The organism is Kitasatospora sp. NPDC028961 (assembly GCF_055564815.1).
The window spans coordinates 41486-60566 of sequence record NZ_JBVHVO010000034.1; the positions used below are offsets into that span (position 1 = coordinate 41486).

Consider the following 19081-nt stretch of genomic DNA (forward strand, 5'->3'; position numbering starts at 1 on the left):
AGTGAGGCGGTGCGGGAGGGTCAGGCGGTCGCGGCCGGGGCGGCCGCCCGCTCCTCGACCAGTCGGGCGACGGCCCGCAGGTCCGGCTGGCGCAGCACCAGGGGTGCGCGCAGCCGGATCCCGTACGCGCTTTCGAGCGCCTCCAGCAGTCGGGCGGCGGCGAGCGAATTGCCGCCGGAGGCGAGGAAGTTGTCGGCGAGGCCGAGATCGGCACGGCCGATCAGCTCACGGCAGAGCTTCAGTACGGTGCGCTCGGCGGGGGTGTCGCCCTCCTCCGCCGCCGCGGGCTCCGGTGGCACCGCGGCCAGCAGCGCCCGGCGGTCCACCTTGCCGTTGGCGTCCAGCGGGAAGCGGTCCACCAACCGGACGGCGGAGGGCACCGCCTGCTCGGGGAGCCAGGGCCGGACGGCGTCCAGCAGCCGCGCCGGGTCGATGCCGCCCTCGGAGGCGGCCCCGTCGGCCTCCCCGCCGTCGTCCACCTGGACGAAGGCGAGCAGCCGGACGCCGGCGGCGGCCGCCTGCTCGGCGGCCACGACCGCCCGGCGCACCCGCGGGTCGCGCTCGAACGCGGCCTCGACCTCGGCGGGTTCGATCCGCACACCGCTGACCTTGACCTGGTCGTCCAGGCGGCCCTGGAACTCCAGCACCCCGTCCGCACGCATGACGACCCGGTCACCGGTGCGGTAGACCCGGTCGGTGCCGTCCACGCCCTCGGGGGCGTCGAGGAAGCGGAGGGCGGTCAGCTCGGGGTCGAGGTACCCGGCGGCCAGGCCGCGCCCGCCGATCCGCAGCTCACCGGAGACGCCGCGCGGCACCGGCCGGCCGTCCTCGTCGGTGACCAGCACGACCGCGCCCGCGATCGGCAGCCCGATCGGCGGTGCGCCGTCGCCGTGGTCGCCGCCGGGGGCCATCGTGTGCACGGTGGTGGTGACGGTGGCCTCGGCGGGGCCGTAGGCGTTGTGGACGGTGGCGGTGACGTCCGGCCCGGGGGCGCGGCGCAGCCGGTCGCCGCCGACGGTGAGGTGGCGCAGCGCCAGCCCGGCGGGCCAGGGGCGGCCCAGGACGGGCTCCGCCAGCGGGGTGGGCAGGACGGCCACGGTGATGCCGGCCTCGCCCCACCAGTCGGTGAGCGCGCCGGAGTCCCAGCGGACCGCCTCGGGGGCCACCACCAGGGCGGCGCCGGAGGTGAGGCCGGCCCACAGCTCCATCACGTGCGGGTCGAAGGCGACGCCGATCAGCAGGCTGTGCCGCTCGCCGGGGCCGAGGCCGGTCAGCTCGCGGTACCACCGCAGCATCGCGCCGAGCGCGGGCCCGGTGACGGCGACGGCCTTCGGGGTGCCGGTGGACCCGGAGGTGAGCACCGCGTAGTGGGTGCCGGCCGGGACGGGCACCTGCGTGCCGGACGCCAGGGCGGCCACCACGCCCTCGGTGGGCAGGTCCAGCGCGAGGCGTTCGCCGCCCGGCGGCAACAGGTCCGGCTCGCCGACCAGGCAGGCCGGTCGCAGCTGCTCGGCGACGGCCCGCAGCCGGCGCTCGCCGGGGCGCGGACCGAGCGGCAGGTGGACGGCGCCGAGCTTGGCGGCGGCCAGGGTGACGGCCACCAGCGACACCGAGTGGCCGAGGCAGACGCCGAGCAGGTCGCCCGGGCCGACCTTGCCGCGCAGGGATTCGGCGGTTCTGTCGGCGAGGCGGTCGAGCTCGGCGTAGCTGTAGGTCCGCTCGCCGTCGATCAGCGCGGGGGCGTCCGGGGTGCGCTGCGCCCAGCTGGTGAACAGGTCGAGGATCGCGCCGTCCCGGTACGGACGGCCGGATGCGACGCTCAGGGATTCCATCATGGTCTCCTCAGTCTTGACGAACCGTCAGTTCAGGCCCATGGAGCGGGCGATGATGACCTTCTGCACCTCGGAGGTGCCCTCGATGATCGTGGTCATCCGCACGTAGCGGTACAGGAACTCCAGCGGGTGGCCCCGCACCCAGCCGGTGGCGCCGTGCACCTGGAGCGAGCGGTCGACCGCCCGCACCGCGGTCTCGGAGGCGGTGAGCTTGGCGAGCGCGGCGTTCTCGGGCGACTCGGTGCCCTCGTCGACCAGCCGGGCGCAGGCGAGGGTGAGCAGCTTGGAGGACTCGACCTCGGCCCGGGTCGACACCAGGTGCTCCTGGACGTGCTGGTACTCGCCGATCACCCGGCCGAAGGCGCGCCGGTCCCTGGCGTACTCGACGCCGATGCGCAGCGCGTACTCCGCGATGCCGTTGCACATCGCGGCGACCACCAGGCGGCCGCGCGAGAGGCTGTCCATGGCGAGGGCGGTGGCCGCGCCGACGCCCTCCTCGCCGCCGATCACGGCCTCCGGGCCGACGGTGACCCCGTCGAGGAGCAGCTCGAACAGCGGCTCGCCGGACATGCCCTCGTAGCGCTGGCCGATCCGCAGCCCGGGCTGGTCCATCGGCAGCACGAAGGCGGTGGACCCGGTCGTGGGACCGGCGCCGTCGCCGAGGTCGGTGGCGGCCACGACCAGCGCGATCCCGGCGTGCTCGGCGTTGCTGACGAAGGTCTTGCGCCCGTTCAGCACCCACCGGTCGCCGTCGCGCCGCGCGGTGGTGGTGAGCCGGAAGGCGTCGGAACCGGCGTGCGGCTCGGTGAGCGCGAGGCAGCGGGTCCGCTCGCCACGCACCAGCGGGATCAGGTGGCGCTCGATCTGCTCGGGGGTGCCGTGGCGCAGCAGCGGGCTGGGACCGTCGGAGCCGGCCAGCGCGTACGGGGCCAGGACGCAGCCGCTGCGCCCGGCGGCGTGGTGCAGCAGGACGACGGCGGTGAACGGCATGCCGGAGCCGCCGAGCTCCTCGGGGTAGTCGCCGGCGTAGAAGCCGAGCGCGGCGGAGCGCTTGCGGACGTAGCTGCGCAGGTCGCCCGGCACCTGGTCGGCGGTCTCGGGCAACTCGGCTGCCAGCGGGACGAGTTCGCGGCGGACGAAGCTCTCGAAGGCCTCGACGAGTTCGCGGTGGCCGTCTTCCAGGACGGCGGAGGGCGCGGTCATTTCGGTGCCGCCTTTCACTTCTGGCCGATGAGGGCGCGGGCCTGGTCGGCCAGCACGGCGTGGCGGAACAGGGTGCGCAGCGGCGGGCGGCTGCCGAGGTGCGGCTCCAGGTGGGCGGCGAGCTGCGCGGCGAGCAGCGAGTGGCCGCCGACCTCGAAGAAGTGCGAGTCCGCGGAGAAGCGGTCGTGGCCGAGCACCTCGCGCCAGGCGGCGGCGATCAACTCCTGGGCGGGGTCGGCGAAGGCGCTCGGCGCGGTCTCCGCGTCGGCGGCCTCCTCGGCCTCGTCCGCCAGCCGGGCGAGGGCGGCGCGGTCGGGCTTGCCGCCGGGCAGGGTCGGCATCGCCGCGACGGCGGTCCAGCTCGCCGGGACGAGTCCGCCGGGCAGCCTGCGGGCGAGCGCCTCGTGCAGGCCGGCCTGGTCGGGGCGGTCGGTGCCCTCCAGGAATCCGAGCAGCCGGGGACCGGTCTGCGGGTCGGTGTGCAGCACCACCGCGCAGGAGCGGCCGCCGAGTTCGGCGGAGGCGGCGGCCTCGATCTCCTCCAGCTCGATGCGGTGGCCGCGGAGCTTGACCTGGTTGTCGGCGCGGCCGAGGAAGCACAGCCGGCCGTCCAGGTCGCGGTAGCCGCGGTCGCCGGTGCGGTAGACGCGGGCGCCGTCGAGCGCGGGGACGCTGACGAAGCGGGCGGCGGTCGGCTCCGGCAGGCCGAGGTAGCCGTCGGCCAGCATCGGCCCAGCGACGACGAGTTCGCCGACGCAGCCGGCCGGCAGCGGGCGCAGGGTGTCGTCCAGGACGTACATCCGGACGCCGTCCAGCTCGGTGCCGAGCGGGACCTCGGCGTCCGCGGCGACATCGGCGGCGGTCACCTGGTACACGGTGGAGGTGACGGTGGCCTCGGTGACGCCGTAGCCGTTCAGCACGGTGGTGTGCTCGATCAGGTCGGCGAGCGCCCGGGCGGGCAGCCGCTCGCCGCCGAGCACGAGCAGCCGGGGCGACCAGCGGTCGTCGCGCAGCGCTTCGCACAGGTCCTCGCGGACGGCGAGCAGGTAGCTGGTCGGCAGATTGGCGACGGTGACGCCGCGGGCGGCGAGGACGGCCACCAGCTCGGGCCCGGTGGGCACCTCGCGCTGCGGCACGACCAGGGCGGCGCCGACGGCGAGCGCGGGCAGCACCTCCTCCAGCGCCACGTCGAAGGACGGCCGGGCGAACAGCAGCACCCGGTCGGCGGAGGTGAGTGCGTAGCGTGCGGCGATCGCGGTGACGTAGCCGGCGAGCGCCTCACGGCCGACCCGGACGGGCTTGGGCACACCGGTGGAGCCGGAGGTGTGGATCAGGTAGGCGGCGCCGTCCAGCACCGCGGCGGGCTCGGCCTTCGGGAACGCCGGGCCGTCCAGGAGCGCCGGGGTGACGCCCTCGGCGGGCAGCGCGAGGGCGCTCTGCCGGGTGGCCAGGACGAGGGCCGGGCTCAGCCGCTCCAGCAGCAGGCCGAGCCGGGCGGCCGGGTCCTCGGTGGACAGCGGGGCGTAGACGGCTCCGTGGCGCAGGCAGGCGAGCAGGGCGACCACGCTGTCCGCGCCGCGCGGCAGGACGGTGGCCACCGGCTGACCGGGGGCGACCCCGGCGGCGCGCAGCCGCTCGACCAGCGCGGCGACGCGGCGGTCGAGTTCGCCGTAGCTGATCCGCTCGCTGCCGGCCAGCAGGGCGAGCGCGCTCGGATCGTGAGCGGCGGCCGGGTCGAGCAGCGCCGAGGCGTCGGCGGGCACGGCCGGGGCGTCCGCGGGCACGGCGGCGGGCGGCTCTGCCGCGGGCGCCGGGGCCAGCTCGGCGATCGGCGCCAGCGGGCGGTCGAGGTAGCAGCGCAGCAGCTCCAGCAGCCGCTCGGACAGCAGCACGGCCTCGGACTCGCGGAACAGGTCCGCGTCGTAGTCCCAGACCAGGGTCATGCCGGCGACGCCGTGCTTCTCGCCGACCACCCGGCGGTCGTCGGGCAGCAGCACCAGGTCGAGGTCGAAGCGGGTGGTGCCGGTGTTGAAGCCCTCGTACAGCGAGACCTCCAGCCCGGGCGCCTGGACGTCCGGCAGCGCCGCGTCGTGCGCGCTGAACATCACGTTCCACAGCGGGTTGTCGGCGCCGCTGGTGTGCAGGCCCAGGCGCCGGGTCAGCTCCTGCACCGGCAGGTCCTGGTACGGCAGCGCGCGCATCAGGACGTCGGTCACCTCGTCCACCGCCTCGGTGCCGGGCGCGGCGGGATCGAGCCGCAGGCGCAGCGGCACGGTGTTCACGAACATGCCGACGGTGCCCTCGAAGCCCTCCGGGCGGTTGCCGACGGCGGTGCCGACCACGAGCTCGCGGTGCCCGCTGTGCCGGCGCAGCAGCTCGGCGAGCAGGGCGAGCATGGTGCTGAACGGGGTGTGGCCGTCCGCCTTGCTGCGCTCGCGCAGCCGCTCGGCCAGGTCGGCGCCGATCGACTGGCGCAGCTGGCCGCCCCGGTGGCGGCGCTCGGCGCCCGGCCGGGCCAGCCCGGGCAGCGTGACCTCGCGCGGCGCGTCGGCCAGCTCCTTGGTCCAGAAGTCGAGAGCGCGCTCGCGGGACACGTCGGCGGCGGTCCGCGCGTGCTCCTCGTACGAGGGGGCGGCGGGCAGCTCGTAGGGCTCGCCGAGGACCTGGGCGCGGTAGACGGTGAACAGGTCGCGCAACAGGATCGCGAAGGAGTGGCCGTCGTGGACGAGGTGGTGCTCGACGTGGATCAGCCGGTGGTGCTCCTCGGCGATCCGGACCAGGTGCCAGCGCAGCACCGGTGCCCGCTCGGTGTCCACCGGCTCCTCGGCCTCGGCGGCGAGCAGTCGCCGGAAGGCGGCGTCCGGGTCGTCCTCGGCGGTGAAGTCGCTGTGGCGCAGCTCCGGTCGACACCCCTCGGCGACCCGCTGGCCGGGCAGGCCCTCGGGCCGGGGCACCAACTCCAGGCGCAGGCCCGGGTGGTGGTCCAGGACGGCAGCCAGACCCGCGTGCAGCGCGTCCCGGTCGAGGGTGCCGTACAGGTCGAGGACGGCGGTGAAGTTGTAGGCGCGGCTGCCCGGCAGCATCTGTTCGTGCAGCCAGACGATCTCTTGCGACGGAGAGAGTGCGAACATGGGCGGTTCCCTTGTGTGGTGGGCTTGTCGGCACGTCGGTGGTGGCGCCGGCGGCGGGCGTGGGGTGGTCCCGTTCCGGCTGGCGACCGGGGCGCACCGAGGTGACGGTGCGGTCCCGGGTCGGGGCATCTGCACGGTCGGGCCCGTCAGGGCCCGCGCGTCCAGGCGCGGTGGATCCGGCGAGGCGGATCCGGTGGGGGAGCTCAGGCCCGCGCGGGAGGGCGCGGGAGGTCGGGCCGTGGGGGCCGGCAACGGGCTGTCGGGCCGTGCGAGGTCGGGCCGTGGGAGGTCGGGCCCTCGCGGTGGGGCGCGGGAGCGGTGCGGCACGGGAGCTGTGGGGCGCGGGAGCTGTGGGGCGCGGGAGCTGTGGGGCGCGGGAGTTGTGGGGCGCGAGCCCGGGCCGGGGCGGGCGCGTTCGGGCCAGGCGGCCCGGCTGTGGGAGTCCCGCGCCAGGTCGGCCGCCGGATACCGGCGGCAGGTCAGGCGCCGGTGTCCGACGGAACGTCAGACGCCCTACCCCGGGAGCGGATCAGGCGAGCGCGCCCGGGCGGGGCCGGGCGTAGAGGTGCTGCCGCAGGACGGCGAGCAGGTCGGCGAAGGCGGCGTGGGCGTCGGTCTCGGCGAAGCGGTCGCTGTCCCAGGCGAGCCGGACCAGCAGGTCGTCGCCGTGCGAGGCGGAGACGGCGAGCGGGGCGGCGAGCGGTCGTCCGGCCAGGTGGGTCTCCCGGCCGGGCGTGCCGCCGAGCACCAGCGGCGGGCGGCGGTGCAGGTCCTCCAGGGTGAGCATGGCGTCCAGCGCGCCCGACCAGGCCGCCCCCGCGGTCCGCGCGGCGCGCACCACCTCGTCGAACGGGGTGCCGGCGTGGTCGAGGTCGTCCCACCAGGCGTCGGCGAGGGCGTCCAGGTCGTCGGTGGGGGTCGGACCGGCCGGGTGCACCAGGGTGTTGAGGAAGCAGCCGAGCGCGGCGGGCGCACCGAGCGGGCGGCCGCCCCACGGGTAGCCGAGCGCGAGCGGCCCCTCCACGGGGTGCAGCCGGTGCGCGGCGGCCCCGACGGCGTCCAGCAGGGCCGGGAAGACCGCGCCGCGGGCGGCGCCCTCGGCGGCGGGCAGCCGCTCGGTGAGCATCCCGGTGGACGTGGCCGCGCCGCCGCCGGCCCCGGTCAGGGCGCCGAGCCGACGGCCCCAGTGGGCCTGGGCGGCGGCCCCACCGGCGGCGTCCTCGGCGGCCAGTTGGAGTTCGACGGCCTGGCGGTAGTCGGCCAGCGCCTGCGGGCCGGGGCCCGCCGCCGGAGCGTCACCGCCCTCGTAGGCCTCGCTCAGCTCGGCGGTGAGCACCCCGAGCGACTGCTCGTCGCAGGCCGCGTGGTCGAGCGCGAGGGCGAGCAGCTCCTCCTCGCCGTCCGGGTCCCGGGCCACCAGCAGGCGCAGCGCGGGGCCGCCGGCGGGGCGGTCCAGCAGGGCCCGGCGCAGCGCCGCGCGGGCCGTGTCGCCGGGGGCGACGGTGATCCGGGCGGCCTCGGCCGAGGGGCCGCCGACCCGCAGGACGGGTGTGCCGCGCACGGTCGCGAAGCCGCCGGACAGGGCCGGGTGGTGGGCGGCGACCGCGGCCGCGGCGCGGGCCAGCCGCGCCACGTCGAGGGTGCCCCGCGGGTAGGCGAAGAACAGCGGGACGACGTCGGAGCGGTCGTGCGGCGCGAGTCGACGGGTGATCAGGAACCGTCGCTGGGCTCCGGTCAGCGGGAGCAGGTCGGCCGGGGAGTCCGCGGCAGCGCTGCGGTACCGGGCGAGGTAGGCGGAGGTGATGCTGGCGTGCACGGGAACGGTCTCCGGTTTCCGGTCGCGGCTCGGCAGGAGGTCTGGGGTCGGTCAGTGGGTGCTGGGGCTCACGGCGGGCTCCTCGGCGGCGCGATCGGGGCTGCCCCCGACGGCACTGTCGGTCGTGGTCGCGGTGGCGTCCCCGCCGGCGGCGGTCGACCCGATACCGTCCGGGCCGCCCGGCAGCTCGCGCATCCGCCGCAGCGGCGACAGCAGCAGCGGCACCGGCACGAGCAGGAACCCGGCCGCGCAGAGCCAGAGCGCGGCCCGCGGCCCGGCCGAGTCGGCGACGATGCCGCCGCCCAGCGCGCCGATCGGCAGCGTGCCCCACACCAGGAAGCGCATGGTGGCGTTCATCCGGCCGAGCAGCACCGGCGGGCAGATGCTCTGCCGGAAGCTGACCTGGGCGACGTTGTAGGCGACCGCCCCGAACAGCACCACCCCGGAGGCGAGGCCGAACAGCACCACGCCCAGGCCGCCGTCGGACAGCGGCCACAGCACCGCGAACGGCGCCGTCACCAGTGTGGACAGCCAGATCAGCCGGGCTTGTCCGACCCACCGCGCCAGCCGGCCGGCGCACAGCGCGCCCGCCAGCCCGCCGACGGCGGAGACCGACAGCAGCACGCCGATGGCCCCCGGTGCCAGGTCGAGCACCCGCACCCAGAAGACGGTCTGCACGGCCATCAGCACGGCCGCGAACAGGTTGGACACCGCGGTGGCGGCCGCGATCGCCCGCAGCAGCGGGTGCCCGAGCACGAACCGGACGCCCTCCCCCACCTCGGCGCGCAGCGAGCGCCCGGGCTCCGGCTCCGCGAGCGGCTCCTCGACCCGGATCCGGGCGAGCAGCAGTGCGGAGAGCAGGTAGCCGAAGGCGTCGGCCACGATGGCGAGCGGCGCGCCGAGCAGTTGGACCAGTCCGCCGCCGAGGCCCGGTCCGGCGATCTGCGCCGACGACCGGACCGTCTCCAACGCCCCGTTCCCGTCGACCAGTTGCTCGCGCGGCAGGACGGCGGGCAGGAAGGACTGGTGGGCGACGTCGAAGAACACCGTCGCCACCCCCGTGACCAGCGCCACCAGGTAGAGCTGCGGCATGGTCAGCACCCCGAGCGCCGCCGCCGGCGGGATGGTCCCGACCGCCAGGCAGCGCACGAGGTCGGCGCGGATCAGCACCGGAAGCTTGCGCATCCGGTCCAGCCAGGCTCCGGCCGGCAGTCCGACCAGCAGGAAGGCGGCGGTCTCGGCGGCGGTCAGCAGGCCGACCTCGAACGGGGTGGCGTCCAGCACCACCACCGCCACCAACGGCAGCGCGACCAGTGTGACCTGACTGCCCGTCTGGGCCGCCGCGGCGCCGGTCAGCAGGAGCCGGAAGTCGCGGTGGCCGAACAGACGGGCCCGACGGGGTGGAGGCTTCTCGTTCATTGGTTCGACTTTCCGTCACCCCTTCGACACCGGGCAACCACCGGGTCCGTTTCCGGACGAACCGCCGGTCGGCCGGATCCCGCCACTCCCCCGACCACCCCTTGCAGGCCTCTTACGCGCCCTTATGGCCCGGGCCCGGGGCCCCCGCGGCCGGTCTGCCTAGGCGGCACCGGCCGAGGAGCACTCGGGGCCCGTCGGCGGTCGGCCGTCCATTTCTCCGTCCGATATTCGGACCCCTACTTTCCGGCCATCGGACGCCACCACTCAACTTGGCCGGATTCCGTGGAGTACCGCGAGGACGTCACCCCACCGTGATATGGGCGTGACCGACGGTGGCCGCCTTCCGCCCGACTGGCGCGCCCCGTCCTCCACCCGACCTGCCGCGCCCTCAGCCCTCAGCCCGCCGACCGACGGGTGATCGCCAGCACCGCCATGTCGTCGTCCCGCGGACCGCCGGTCCACCGCTCGACATCGGCCACCAGCGCGTCCAGCACCTCGCCCGGCCCGGCGACCGGCCCCAGCCCGGCCAGCCCGAGCACCGGGTCGTAGAACTCCCCCGCCGCGTCCCGGGCCTCGGTCACCCCATCGGTCACCAGCAGCAGCGTGCACCCGGGCGGGAACGGCCGGCTCTCCGGCGCGGGCCGCGCGACCCCCAGACCGCCCATCCCCAGCGGCAGCCCCGGGTCGGCCGCGTCCAACCGCAGCACGGGCGGCGCGAGACGGGCGTCGGCGCTCAGCAGGTACGGACCGGGGTGCCCGCAGTCGAGCGTGCGCACCACCCCCTCCCCCAGCGGGAGCTCCACCAGCAGCGCCGTGATGAAGCCCTCCATCCGCAGCTCCTCGCTCATCTGGTCGGCCTCCCGGAGCAGCGAGTCCTCCAGCGCGTCCGCGAGCGCCGCCAGGTCCGCCACCCGGTGCGAGGCCTCCCGGAAGGCCCCCAGCAGCACCGAGACCGCCCCCACCGCCTGCAGCCCCTTGCCCCGCACGTCCGCGATCAGCACCCGGACGCCGAAGCGGGTGGTCTGCAGCGCGTAGGCGTCCCCGCCGATCAGCGCCTCGTCCTGGGCCGCGTGGTAGGAGGCCGCGACCGACAGCTCCCCCACCCGCCCCGGCGGCTCCGGCAGCACCGCCTGCTGCGCCGCCTCCGCCACCGACCGCACCCGCGCCAGCCGCCGCCCGTGCCGGGCCACCACACGGTTCACCCCGACCCCGAGCAGGGCGGCGAAGGCCGTGTTGGCCAGCTCCAGGAACCCGTCGGCGGTCCCGATCGACCCGTCCTGGGTGGACAGCACCAGGATCCCGGTCACATTGGCCAGTCCGACCGCGCAGGTGTCCCGCAGGGTCAGCAGCGCCCCGGACAACACGGCGGCGGCGGCCAGCAACGGGTCACCCCAGTAGTCGGCCGGATCCAGCGAATTCCACACCAGCCCGCCGACGATCAGCAACCACGGCGCGACCCGCACATACGGCGGCCACTGCACGGACTTCGGGGGCATCGGCGACCTGGCTTCCGTCTCACCACCATCCGGAAGGGCTCCCTCCGATCGTAGCCACGTGCCGTCGGAACTCGCACGACGGGTGACGTCGCCGGGCGGTGAGCGCCGAAGGACGGACGCCTCGTGAAGCGCCGACGCCCCACCCGGCCGGCGGGCGGCGCACCCCGCCGGCCGGCGTCACCCCGCCCTCCCTGCTCTCCTACCTGCCGCCGGTCCTCACCCACCCGACCTGGCCTCCAACTGCCCAGCTCCCACCACGGACTCATCGGCCTGCAAGACGCGCCGAGAGCCTCGGCGGCACCCTGACCAGCGGCCCCACCACCGGCGGCGGCTTCCGCGTGCGCGCCGCCCTGCCCGACCGCAGGCACTGACCCGGTGGTGGGGTCGTCCGAGCGGCGAACCGATGCTTCCGGCGATACCCGTGGCAGCGGGTCAGCGCACCCGTCCGCGTGGCTTGAGGGGCAGCGCGGGGAGTTCCGGGGCGCGGAGCCGGGCGCCGTCGTAGCCGTGGACCTCGCCGAAGCGGGCGGTGGTCATCCAGTCCTCGCGGGCCTGGTTGATCTCCTCACCGGAGCGGCCGATGAAGTTCCACCACATGACCAGCTTCTCCTCGAACGGCTCGCCGCCGAGGAGGAGGACGGCGGCGTCGGTGCGGGCCAGGAGGGGGAGTTCGCGGCGGTCGGTGCCGAGGTAGAGCATGGAGCCCGGTTCGACGCGGACGCCGTCGACGTCGACGCTGCCGGACATGGCGAGCACGGCGTACTCGAAGCCGGGCTCCAGGGGGAGCTTGAGGTCGGCGCCCTCGGTCAGGGCGAGGTCGGCGCCGACCAGCGGGGTGTAGGCGGTGCCGGGGGAGGTCGCGGTGTCGAGGCTGCCCAGGATGACGGTGCCGCGCAGGCCGGGGGCGGTGACGACGGGCAGGTCGGCGTGGTGCTCGAAGGCGGGGGCGGTGTGCCGGTGGGCGTCCGGGAGGGCGACCCAGAGCTGGGCGCCCTCCAGGAAGCGGGCGTGCGCGCGCGGGGACTCCTCGGAGTGGGAGATCGCACGGCCGGAGGTCATCAGGCCCAGCTCGTAGGGGCGGACGGTCTGCAGGCTGCCGAGGCTGTCGCGGTGCAGGACCTCGCCCTGGTGGAGCCAGCTGACCGTCTGCAGGCCCATGTGCGGGTGCGGCGGGACCTGCATGCCGGGCTCGTCGGCGATGTCGTCCGGGCCGTAGTGGTCGACGAAGCACCAGGCGCCGACCATCCGGCGGCCGAGGTTGGGCAGCAGGCGGCGCACGACGGTGCTCTCGCCCAGCGGGACCTGGCGTCCGGTCAGCAGTTCGCGGACCGGTCCGGCGCCGGACTCGCCGCCGCAGGGGGTCGGAGCGGGCTTCTGGTCGAGGTTGCTCATGTCGCGGATCCACCACCGTACGGGTCGGGGCCGGCCGGGGCCGTGCGGTCCGGGCCGGAGGGGCGTCGACAATGATCATCCACCATGCGGGGACGGCGCTCCACCCACTCCGGACGGCCGGCCACCCGGTGAGCCGATCAGCCGGTCACCCGCCCCGTCAGCCGGCGCCGCGGCCCGCCAGCGCGCGGCCGAGGAAGGCGACCGCGTCCGGCAGGACCTTGCGCCAGTACGCCGCGTCGTGGACCCCGGGGGTGAAGCGGGCCTGGACGGTGTCGCCGGCCAGTTTGCGGGCCGCGTCGCAGAACGGGTCCTCGGTGCCGCACCAGACGCCGATCGGGCGGCCGTGCGGCTGGTCCTGGTGGAGCAGCGGCTCGTTCTCGCGCCAGTCGGCCTCGTCCTTGAAGACGCCCACCGCCTTGGCGTCGCCCCAGCTGCGGAACAGCGCCGGACTGAGCACCGCGACCGGGCCGAAACCGGCGCCCCGGTTTCGGGCGTAGCGGAGCGAGCCGAAGCCGCCCATGGATATGCCCATCGCCGCGTCGGGCGCGCGCAGCCCCTGCTTGGCGAGCCAGCCCGGCAGCTCCTCCAGCAGCATCTTCTGCGGGTCGTCGCCGGACGGCGTGCGCCGCCAGTAGGTGGCGTCACCGCCGTCGACGGCGACCACCGCGAACGGGGGGACGCCGGCCGCGATGGCGGCGACCAGGATCTGCGGGAGTCCGAGGTCGGTCCACGCCTGGGCGGTGGCGCCGCGCCCGTGCAGGGCGACGCAGACCGGCAGGTCGGCCGGGCGGGCGATGCCCTCCGGGACGATCGTGATCATCTTCACCGCGGCGCCGTTCCGGGCCGCCGAGTGCTGCTCCTCGCTGCGGAGCGAGGGGACGACGGCCGTGGCGGCGGACGGTGCCGCCGTACCGGTGGGCGCCGTGGCGGGGGTCGTACCGGCGGCGGAGGGCACGCCCGGGCCACCGGAGCCGCCGGACCCGCTGCCCGAGCCGTCCGAACCGCCGGACAGGGCCACCGCGGTACCGGTGCCGACGACGGCGAGGCCGCCGAGGCCGAGGCCCGCCCTGAGCAGCCGGCGCCGCCCGAGCGTGCCGGGGCCGAACGCCCCCGGACCGAACAAGCCCGTGCGGGCCCGGCCGGTCACGCCGATCACGGGCGGCACGGCGGGCGGCGGCGCCATCACGGGCGGCGGCGGGGCGACGGGGGGCGGCGGCACCGGAACGCCGCCCGCCACCCCGACACCCACCGCTCCGGCGTGTCCACTCCCCTGCTGGTCCAGGTCCACGGTTCTCCCCTCCGACAGTCAGCCGGCACTGTACGTCGGGCCCGGCCCGCGGGCCGCACCGTGTCCGTCACAGCTGATCAACAACTCGTCACCGCGGCCCGGGGGCGGTGTCCCCGACGGCTCAGTGCTTGCAGGCCCACCAGGAGTCCGCGGTCGCCGCGTCCGCGAGCGCGCGCAGCTTGGCGACGGCCTCGGCCGGGTCCTCCGCGCCGTACACCGCCGAGCCGGCCACGAAGACGTCCGCGCCGGCCTCGGCGCAGCGCTCGATGGTGCTCGCGGAGACCCCGCCGTCCACCTGCAGCCACAGCTCCAGGCCGTGCTTGTCGATCAGCTGCCGGGTGCGGCGGATCTTCGGCAGCATGATGTCCAGGAACGCCTGGCCGCCGAAGCCCGGCTCGACCGTCATGATCAGCAGCATGTCCAGCTCGGGCAGCAGGTCCTCGTACGGCTCGATCGGCGTGGCGGGCCTCAGCGCCATGGACGCGCGGGCGCCCTTGGCCCGGATCTCCCGGGCGAGCCGGACGGGCGCGGCCGCGGCCTCGACGTGGAAGGTGACGGAGCCGGCGCCGGCCTCGACGTACTGCGGGGCCCAGCGGTCCGGCTCCTCGATCATCAGGTGGCAGTCGAGCGGCGTGCCGGTGGCCCGGGCGAGGGCCTCGACCACCGGGACGCCCAGGGTCAGGTTGGGCACGAAGTGGTTGTCCATCACGTCGACGTGCAGCCAGTCCGAACCCCTGACCGCCTCGGCCTCGTCGGCGAGCCTGGCGAAGTCCGCGGACAGGATGCTGGGGTTGATCTGCGCCATTTCCGATGCTTCGCTTCCTACGAGGGTTCCCGGCGCCCGAAACGGCCACCTCGCCCCATCATCTCGCGGGGAGCGGGCGGGAACTGAACGGCGAACCCGCCCCGTGACCCGCATCACACCCGCTCGGGGGTTAACGCGAGCGCCGCCGTGGTCATCAGCCCTGTGAAACCCGTCGTTCGCACCTCCGGCCGCCCTCGTTCCCGCCCCTTTTCCACCACACACCCTCCGCGGAGCCCGCACCGGAACTCCCCCTGCGGGGCCCGGCCCGCTCCGCGGAAGCACCCCCTCCCACCCCCTCACGCACTCTTCGTGCTCACTCCGAGGAAGGTCCTCCGTTGGCCGATCTGGTCCATCCCGCCCGGGCCCTGTGGTGGCTCTTCGAGCCCGTGCACGCCGTCACCTACTTCTCCCCCGAGGGCCGCGCGGCGTTCGAGGAGGCCGGACTGCGCGGCGGCTGGCGCGGCTACTTCGCCGGGCGGGCGGCGCCGCTGGGCGCGGTCGACGCGCCGCCGGTGGTCGCCGCGTTCTTCAACTTCGCGCCCTCGATGGTGGAACGCGCCCTGCCGGACGTCTGGAAGCGGGCGGACCCGGAGAGCGCCCTGGCGGCCCGGGTCGCGGGCGCCTCGGCGGCGCTCGCCCGGCTGCTGGAGCACGTGGAGCCGGAACAGGTCGAACGGGTGGCCGACCTGCTGGAGCGGGCCGTCGACCGGCTGGACTGCGCGGGCCGGGTGCTGGCCGCCGCCAACGCCGCCGTCCCCCGCCCGGCCAGCCTGTACGGACGGCTCTGGCAGGCCGCCACCGTGATGCGCGAGCACCGCGGCGACGGCCATGTCGCGGCGCTGGTCTCCGCCGGGCTGGACGGTTGCGAGGCGCTGGTGGTGCGCTGCGCGCTGGACGTCCGCCGCGAGGTGCTGCAGCCGATGCGCGGCTGGACCGACGAGGAGTGGGCGGCCGCCACCGCCCGGCTGGTGGAACGCGGTTGGCTGACGGAGCGCGGCACGATCACCGAGTGCGGCCGGATCCGTCACCAGTCCCTGGAGGCCGCCACCGACCTGGCCGCCGCCCGGGTGTGGGAGAGCCATCCGCGCACCGAACTCGACCGGCTCGCCGCCGCGCTCACGCCGATCTCGGCGCTCTGTCGCAGTGCGCTGCCCCCGATCAACCCGATCGGCCTGCCGGCCACCACGGCCTGACACCGAGGACCTGATCCATCGACACCGGACGCCCGGCACCGGCCGCTTCGACGGCCGGTGCCGGACGGCCGGGCCGATGACCGGTTCGCCCCGGCCTCCCGATCCGGCCGCCGCTCAACTCCCCGCGTCCGCCGCGTCCGCCGCCTCCGCCGCGTCCGCCCTCTCCGCCGCCTCCGGCTCTCCCGCCTCGGCCGACCGGCCGTGCGCGGGCGGGCCGAGCACGATCCCGCGCCCCGCGTAGAACCGGTCGAACAGCCGCCAGGGCACGTGCGCGTAGGCCTGCGACTCCCCCGCGAACCCGGACGGGTTGTGGATCACCAGCGCCGTGCCGGTGACGCCCACCGCCAGCACCAGGTGCCCGCCGCGCCGGTGCGGCTCGGGCCCCTCGGGTTCGCGGATCGCGGGGTGCACGGACAGCATCACCAGGCGCCCGGCGGTCACCTCCGCCGCGACCTCGTCGGCCGTCAGCTCCCGCGCCTGCGCGGCCAGTCCCCACCGCTCCCGGACATACGCGGCGAACGGCGTGTGGATCAGCCCGTGCAGCCGCTCGCCGTCCCGCTCGTACGCACCGGCCGCCAGGCATTCCGCGGCCAGCGGGACCTGTGGCGGCGCCACCCCCCACCAGCGGTCGAGCGCCATCCGCAGGCACGCCACTCCGCAGAGCCGCCAGGACCAGTACGCGTAGTCCTCCGGCGTCTGCGCCCCCGACTGCCCCCAGCGCGGGTCGTCCGCCGCGCCCACCGATCCGTCGATGATCTCCTGTACCAGCTCCGGGGATTCCCACTGCGCGTAGTACGGCACCTCGTGCACCACGGCCGCCCGGCCACCGCTCTCCACCATCCCCCGACGCTCTCACGCCGCCCGGCCGCCACGGGCCCGCGACACACACTCGCTCAGGCCGGGGCCCGGGCGGCCTGCCGAACCCCCCGGGGGTCGCCCGGCCTACTACTGCTGCGTCGTCCCGCCCCCGGATGTCGCCCCCGGCGCCTTCTGGCCCCCCGCCGCCGAGCGGTAGGCGAGCCGGTCCGACGCCCGGCGCCCCCGGCTCTCCAGCGGCAGCGACCCGTGCGCCCCGGCCAGCCCGAACGGCGGCATGTCGAAGTAGATCGCCTCGTACGACCCCTCCGGCACCATGTACGTCTCGTGCCAGAGCCCCACGTGCCCGCGGACCTTCCCGGCGCGTATCTTGCGGTTCACCATCCCCCACACCTTGTGGTGGAAGGCGTCCGGCGCGGACGCGTAGGCGTACAGCTTCTCCTTGGACTCCCAGTACTGGACGATGTAGTACGTCCGCGGCGAGGCGGTCAGGAGGATGCGGCCGCGCAGGCCGCGCTCCGGCTCCTTGGCCAGGTCGTGGAGCATCCGGAACATCGCCGCCATCACCGGCATCCAGTGGTGGACGGCCCAGAAGCGGTTGATGCGCATCCCGATCAGCAGTACCACGGTGTCCCCGGTGACGGCCGCGGTGGTGTATCCCGGAGTCGGTTTGGCGAACATGTGTGCCCCCAGCTCTCTGCTCCACCTATGTAAGCGGTGATTACATCAGCGAGCGGGAGTCCGGTCAAGGCTCCGCGTGCCCTCAAATCCGCTAGCGGGAAAGGTCGTTGATGATGAGGACTGACACTTAGTCAGCTCCGGCCGGCGATCCCCTGGCCGAAGGTGTCCAGCACCTGCACCGCCAGCTCCTCCGCCTTCTCCGGCGGCAGGTACCCGTCCAGGATCATCTGCGCGAGCCCGTAGACCAGCGCCTGCCCGGCCAGGCCCACCAGGGCCGGGTCCCCGGGGCGCAACCGGCCCGCCTCCTGGTCCGCGACGATGAAGCCGGTGAGCGCCTCGTCGATCCCGGCGATCCGCTCCCGCAGCTCCGGCTGCCGGGAGGCGGTGAACACCCGGGAGCGGACCAGCTCGAACCGGTGCGGGTGATGGATGGTGTAGCGGACGAACCCCAGCCCCATCGCCTTCATCGCGGGGCCCTCGCTCCGCCGGATCTCGGCCAGTTGCCACCGTTCGAAGTCGGCCAGCACCTGGTCCGCCAGCTCGGTCAGCAGCGCCTGCCGGTCGGGGAAGTGCCGGAACGGCGCGCCCGGGGACACGCCCGCCCGCCGTGCCACCTCCCGCATGGTGACCTTCGCCTGCCCCTCCTCGTCCAGCAGCGCCAGCGCCGCCGCGACCAGCGCCGCGGGGAGGGACCCGTGGTGGTAACTACTGCGCTCGGCAGGCCTTTCCGTCATATCAGCCAGTGTTACCACAGCCCACCGGGGTGACCGGCGGGTACGCCGAAGGCCCGCGGCCCACACGTGCGCGCCGCGCCGAAGCCCTTCGCGCCGCGCCCGGGACCGGGGCACGGCGCGAAGGGCGCGACGAGCGGGACGGGACGAGAGGGACGGGACGAGAGACACCGCGCCAGAGGCCGGCCCGTCCTACCAGGCGTAGTCCTCCGGGGCGGGGCGGTGGCCGGGGAAGATCTCGTCCAGGCGGTCGAGGGTCTTCTGGTCGAGCTTGAGGTCCAGCGCGGCGACGGCCGCGTCGAGGTGGGCGGCGGTGCGCGGGCCGATGATCGGCGCGGTGACCACGGGACGGCTGAGCAGCCAGGCGAGGGCGAGGTCGGCCGGGTCGGCGCCGAGTTCGGCGGCGAAGTCCTCATAGGCCTGGATGCGCTCGCGGTTGGCCTCCAGGACCTCGCTCGCGTGGCCCGTCGCGCCGCGGACGGCGGCGCCCTCGCGCAGCTTGCGCAGCACGCCGCCGAGCAGACCACTGCGCAGCGGGGACCACGGCAGCAGGCCGAGGCCGTAGTGCTGGAGGGCGGGCACGACCTCCAGCTCGATCGTGCGGTCGATCAGGTTGTAGAGGGACTGCTCGCTGACCAGGCCGAGGAAGTGCCGGGAGCGGGCGGCCTCCTGGGCCTGGGCGATGTGCCAGCCGGCGAAGTTGCTGGACCCGACATAGATGATCTTGCCCTGGGCGACCAGGACCTCCATCGCCTGCCAGATCTCCTCCCAGGGCGTGTCCCGGTCGATGTGGTGCATCTGGTACAGGTCGATGTGGTCGGTGTTCAGGCGGCGCAGGCTGGCCTCAACGGCGCGGCGGATGGCGAGCGCGGAGAGCCGGCCCTCGTTCGGCCAGTCGCCCATCGGCGCGTACGCCTTGGTGGCGAGCACCGTCCGGTCGCGGCGGCCGCCGCCCTGGGCGAACCATCTGCCGATGATCTCCTCGGTGCGGCCCTTCTGGTTGCCCTCCTCGTCGCGGCCGTAGGAGTTGGCGGTGTCGAAGAAGTTGATGCCCCGCTCGTGGGCGGTGTCCATGATCTGGTGGGCGTCGGGCTCCGTGGTGTGCGGGCCGAAGTTCATGGTGCCCAGGCAGAGTCGGGAGACGGTCAGGCCGGTACGGCCGAGATGGGTGAACTCCATGCTGCCCACCATCTGCCGCACCGGCCCCGCTGTCCAGCACATTCCCCCGACCGGATAGCAGGTCCGGCGGGTCCGGCAGGTCCGGCAGGTCCGGCAGGT

14 protein-coding genes are annotated in these 19081 nt (G+C 75.4%); 1 reads left to right on the top strand and 13 read right to left on the bottom strand.

Going from position 1 to position 19081, the window contains the following annotated elements:
- Nucleotides 1–20 precede the first annotated feature (20 nt).
- The 9 genes from ACZ4UX_RS33560 to rpe all read right to left on the bottom strand — a co-directional run bounded on the left by ACZ4UX_RS33560 (nucleotide 21) and on the right by rpe (nucleotide 14382).
- Nucleotides 21–1835, bottom strand: a complete 1815-nt coding sequence (locus ACZ4UX_RS33560; protein ID WP_465709393.1) for an amino acid adenylation domain-containing protein — start codon at nucleotides 1833–1835, stop codon at nucleotides 21–23.
- Nucleotides 1836–1859: 24 nt separating this feature from the next.
- Nucleotides 1860–3035: an acyl-CoA dehydrogenase family protein gene (locus tag ACZ4UX_RS33565; protein ID WP_465709394.1), complete on the bottom strand. Its 1176-nt coding sequence runs from the start codon at nucleotides 3033–3035 to the stop codon at nucleotides 1860–1862.
- A 14-nt stretch (nucleotides 3036–3049) separates the two neighbouring features.
- Nucleotides 3050–6166 (bottom strand): non-ribosomal peptide synthetase, encoded by a 3117-nt coding sequence (locus ACZ4UX_RS33570; protein ID WP_465709395.1) that lies wholly within the window; start codon nucleotides 6164–6166, stop codon nucleotides 3050–3052.
- Nucleotides 6167–6695: 529 nt separating this feature from the next.
- Nucleotides 6696–7982 carry a non-ribosomal peptide synthetase gene (locus ACZ4UX_RS33575; protein WP_465709396.1) on the bottom strand — a complete coding sequence of 429 codons (1287 nt, stop codon included), beginning with the start codon at nucleotides 7980–7982 and terminating at the stop codon, nucleotides 6696–6698.
- A gap of 51 nt (nucleotides 7983–8033) precedes the next feature.
- Nucleotides 8034–9401, bottom strand: coding sequence for an MFS transporter (locus ACZ4UX_RS33580; protein ID WP_465709397.1), 1368 nt, complete (start codon nucleotides 9399–9401; stop codon nucleotides 8034–8036).
- Nucleotides 9402–9796: 395 nt separating this feature from the next.
- Nucleotides 9797–10897 (bottom strand): PP2C family protein-serine/threonine phosphatase, encoded by a 1101-nt coding sequence (locus ACZ4UX_RS33585; protein WP_465709398.1) that lies wholly within the window; start codon nucleotides 10895–10897, stop codon nucleotides 9797–9799.
- A gap of 432 nt (nucleotides 10898–11329) precedes the next feature.
- Nucleotides 11330–12289: a pirin family protein gene (locus ACZ4UX_RS33590; protein WP_465709399.1), complete on the bottom strand. Its 960-nt coding sequence runs from the start codon at nucleotides 12287–12289 to the stop codon at nucleotides 11330–11332.
- 157 nt (nucleotides 12290–12446) lie between these two features.
- Nucleotides 12447–13577: an alpha/beta hydrolase gene (locus ACZ4UX_RS33595; protein ID WP_465709400.1), complete on the bottom strand. Its 1131-nt coding sequence runs from the start codon at nucleotides 13575–13577 to the stop codon at nucleotides 12447–12449.
- A 121-nt stretch (nucleotides 13578–13698) separates the two neighbouring features.
- The gene (gene rpe / locus ACZ4UX_RS33600; RefSeq protein WP_329486720.1) at nucleotides 13699–14382 is read right to left on the bottom strand and encodes a ribulose-phosphate 3-epimerase; all 684 of its coding nucleotides are present in this window, start codon (nucleotides 14380–14382) and stop codon (nucleotides 13699–13701) included.
- Between the two features lie 335 nt (nucleotides 14383–14717).
- Between rpe and ACZ4UX_RS33605 the strand changes: the two genes are divergently transcribed.
- Nucleotides 14718–15575 carry an SCO6745 family protein gene (locus ACZ4UX_RS33605; protein WP_465709401.1) on the top strand — a complete coding sequence of 286 codons (858 nt, stop codon included), beginning with the start codon at nucleotides 14718–14720 and terminating at the stop codon, nucleotides 15573–15575.
- A gap of 114 nt (nucleotides 15576–15689) precedes the next feature.
- Here ACZ4UX_RS33605 and ACZ4UX_RS33610 read toward each other — a convergent pair whose 3' ends face one another.
- The 4 genes from ACZ4UX_RS33610 to ACZ4UX_RS33625 all read right to left on the bottom strand — a co-directional run bounded on the left by ACZ4UX_RS33610 (nucleotide 15690) and on the right by ACZ4UX_RS33625 (nucleotide 18982).
- Entirely contained in the window at nucleotides 15690–16415 is a 726-nt protein-coding gene (locus ACZ4UX_RS33610) for a C39 family peptidase (protein WP_465709402.1), read from the bottom strand.
- 105 nt (nucleotides 16416–16520) lie between these two features.
- Nucleotides 16521–17072 carry a DUF4188 domain-containing protein gene (locus ACZ4UX_RS33615; protein ID WP_465709403.1) on the bottom strand — a complete coding sequence of 184 codons (552 nt, stop codon included), beginning with the start codon at nucleotides 17070–17072 and terminating at the stop codon, nucleotides 16521–16523.
- Nucleotides 17073–17203: 131 nt separating this feature from the next.
- Nucleotides 17204–17806, bottom strand: coding sequence for a TetR/AcrR family transcriptional regulator (locus ACZ4UX_RS33620; protein ID WP_465709404.1), 603 nt, complete (start codon nucleotides 17804–17806; stop codon nucleotides 17204–17206).
- Nucleotides 17807–17995: 189 nt separating this feature from the next.
- On the bottom strand, nucleotides 17996–18982 hold the full coding sequence (locus ACZ4UX_RS33625; protein WP_465709405.1) for an aldo/keto reductase: 987 nt from the start codon (nucleotides 18980–18982) through the stop codon (nucleotides 17996–17998).
- Nucleotides 18983–19081 lie beyond the last annotated feature (99 nt).

Coding starts and splice junctions, on each gene's coding strand:
- ACZ4UX_RS33560 (WP_465709393.1), bottom strand. CDS start 1,835: ATGATGGAATCCCTGAGCGTCGCATCCGGCCGTCCGTACCGGGACGGC.
- ACZ4UX_RS33565 (WP_465709394.1), bottom strand. CDS start 3,035: ATGACCGCGCCCTCCGCCGTCCTGGAAGACGGCCACCGCGAACTCGTC.
- ACZ4UX_RS33570 (WP_465709395.1), bottom strand. CDS start 6,166: ATGTTCGCACTCTCTCCGTCGCAAGAGATCGTCTGGCTGCACGAACAG.
- ACZ4UX_RS33580 (WP_465709397.1), bottom strand. CDS start 9,401: ATGAACGAGAAGCCTCCACCCCGTCGGGCCCGTCTGTTCGGCCACCGC.
- ACZ4UX_RS33585 (WP_465709398.1), bottom strand. CDS start 10,897: ATGCCCCCGAAGTCCGTGCAGTGGCCGCCGTATGTGCGGGTCGCGCCG.
- ACZ4UX_RS33590 (WP_465709399.1), bottom strand. CDS start 12,289: ATGAGCAACCTCGACCAGAAGCCCGCTCCGACCCCCTGCGGCGGCGAG.
- rpe (WP_329486720.1), bottom strand. CDS start 14,382: ATGGCGCAGATCAACCCCAGCATCCTGTCCGCGGACTTCGCCAGGCTC.
- ACZ4UX_RS33610 (WP_465709402.1), bottom strand. CDS start 16,415: ATGGTGGAGAGCGGTGGCCGGGCGGCCGTGGTGCACGAGGTGCCGTAC.
- ACZ4UX_RS33615 (WP_465709403.1), bottom strand. CDS start 17,072: ATGTTCGCCAAACCGACTCCGGGATACACCACCGCGGCCGTCACCGGG.
- ACZ4UX_RS33620 (WP_465709404.1), bottom strand. CDS start 17,806: ATGACGGAAAGGCCTGCCGAGCGCAGTAGTTACCACCACGGGTCCCTC.
- ACZ4UX_RS33625 (WP_465709405.1), bottom strand. CDS start 18,982: ATGGAGTTCACCCATCTCGGCCGTACCGGCCTGACCGTCTCCCGACTC.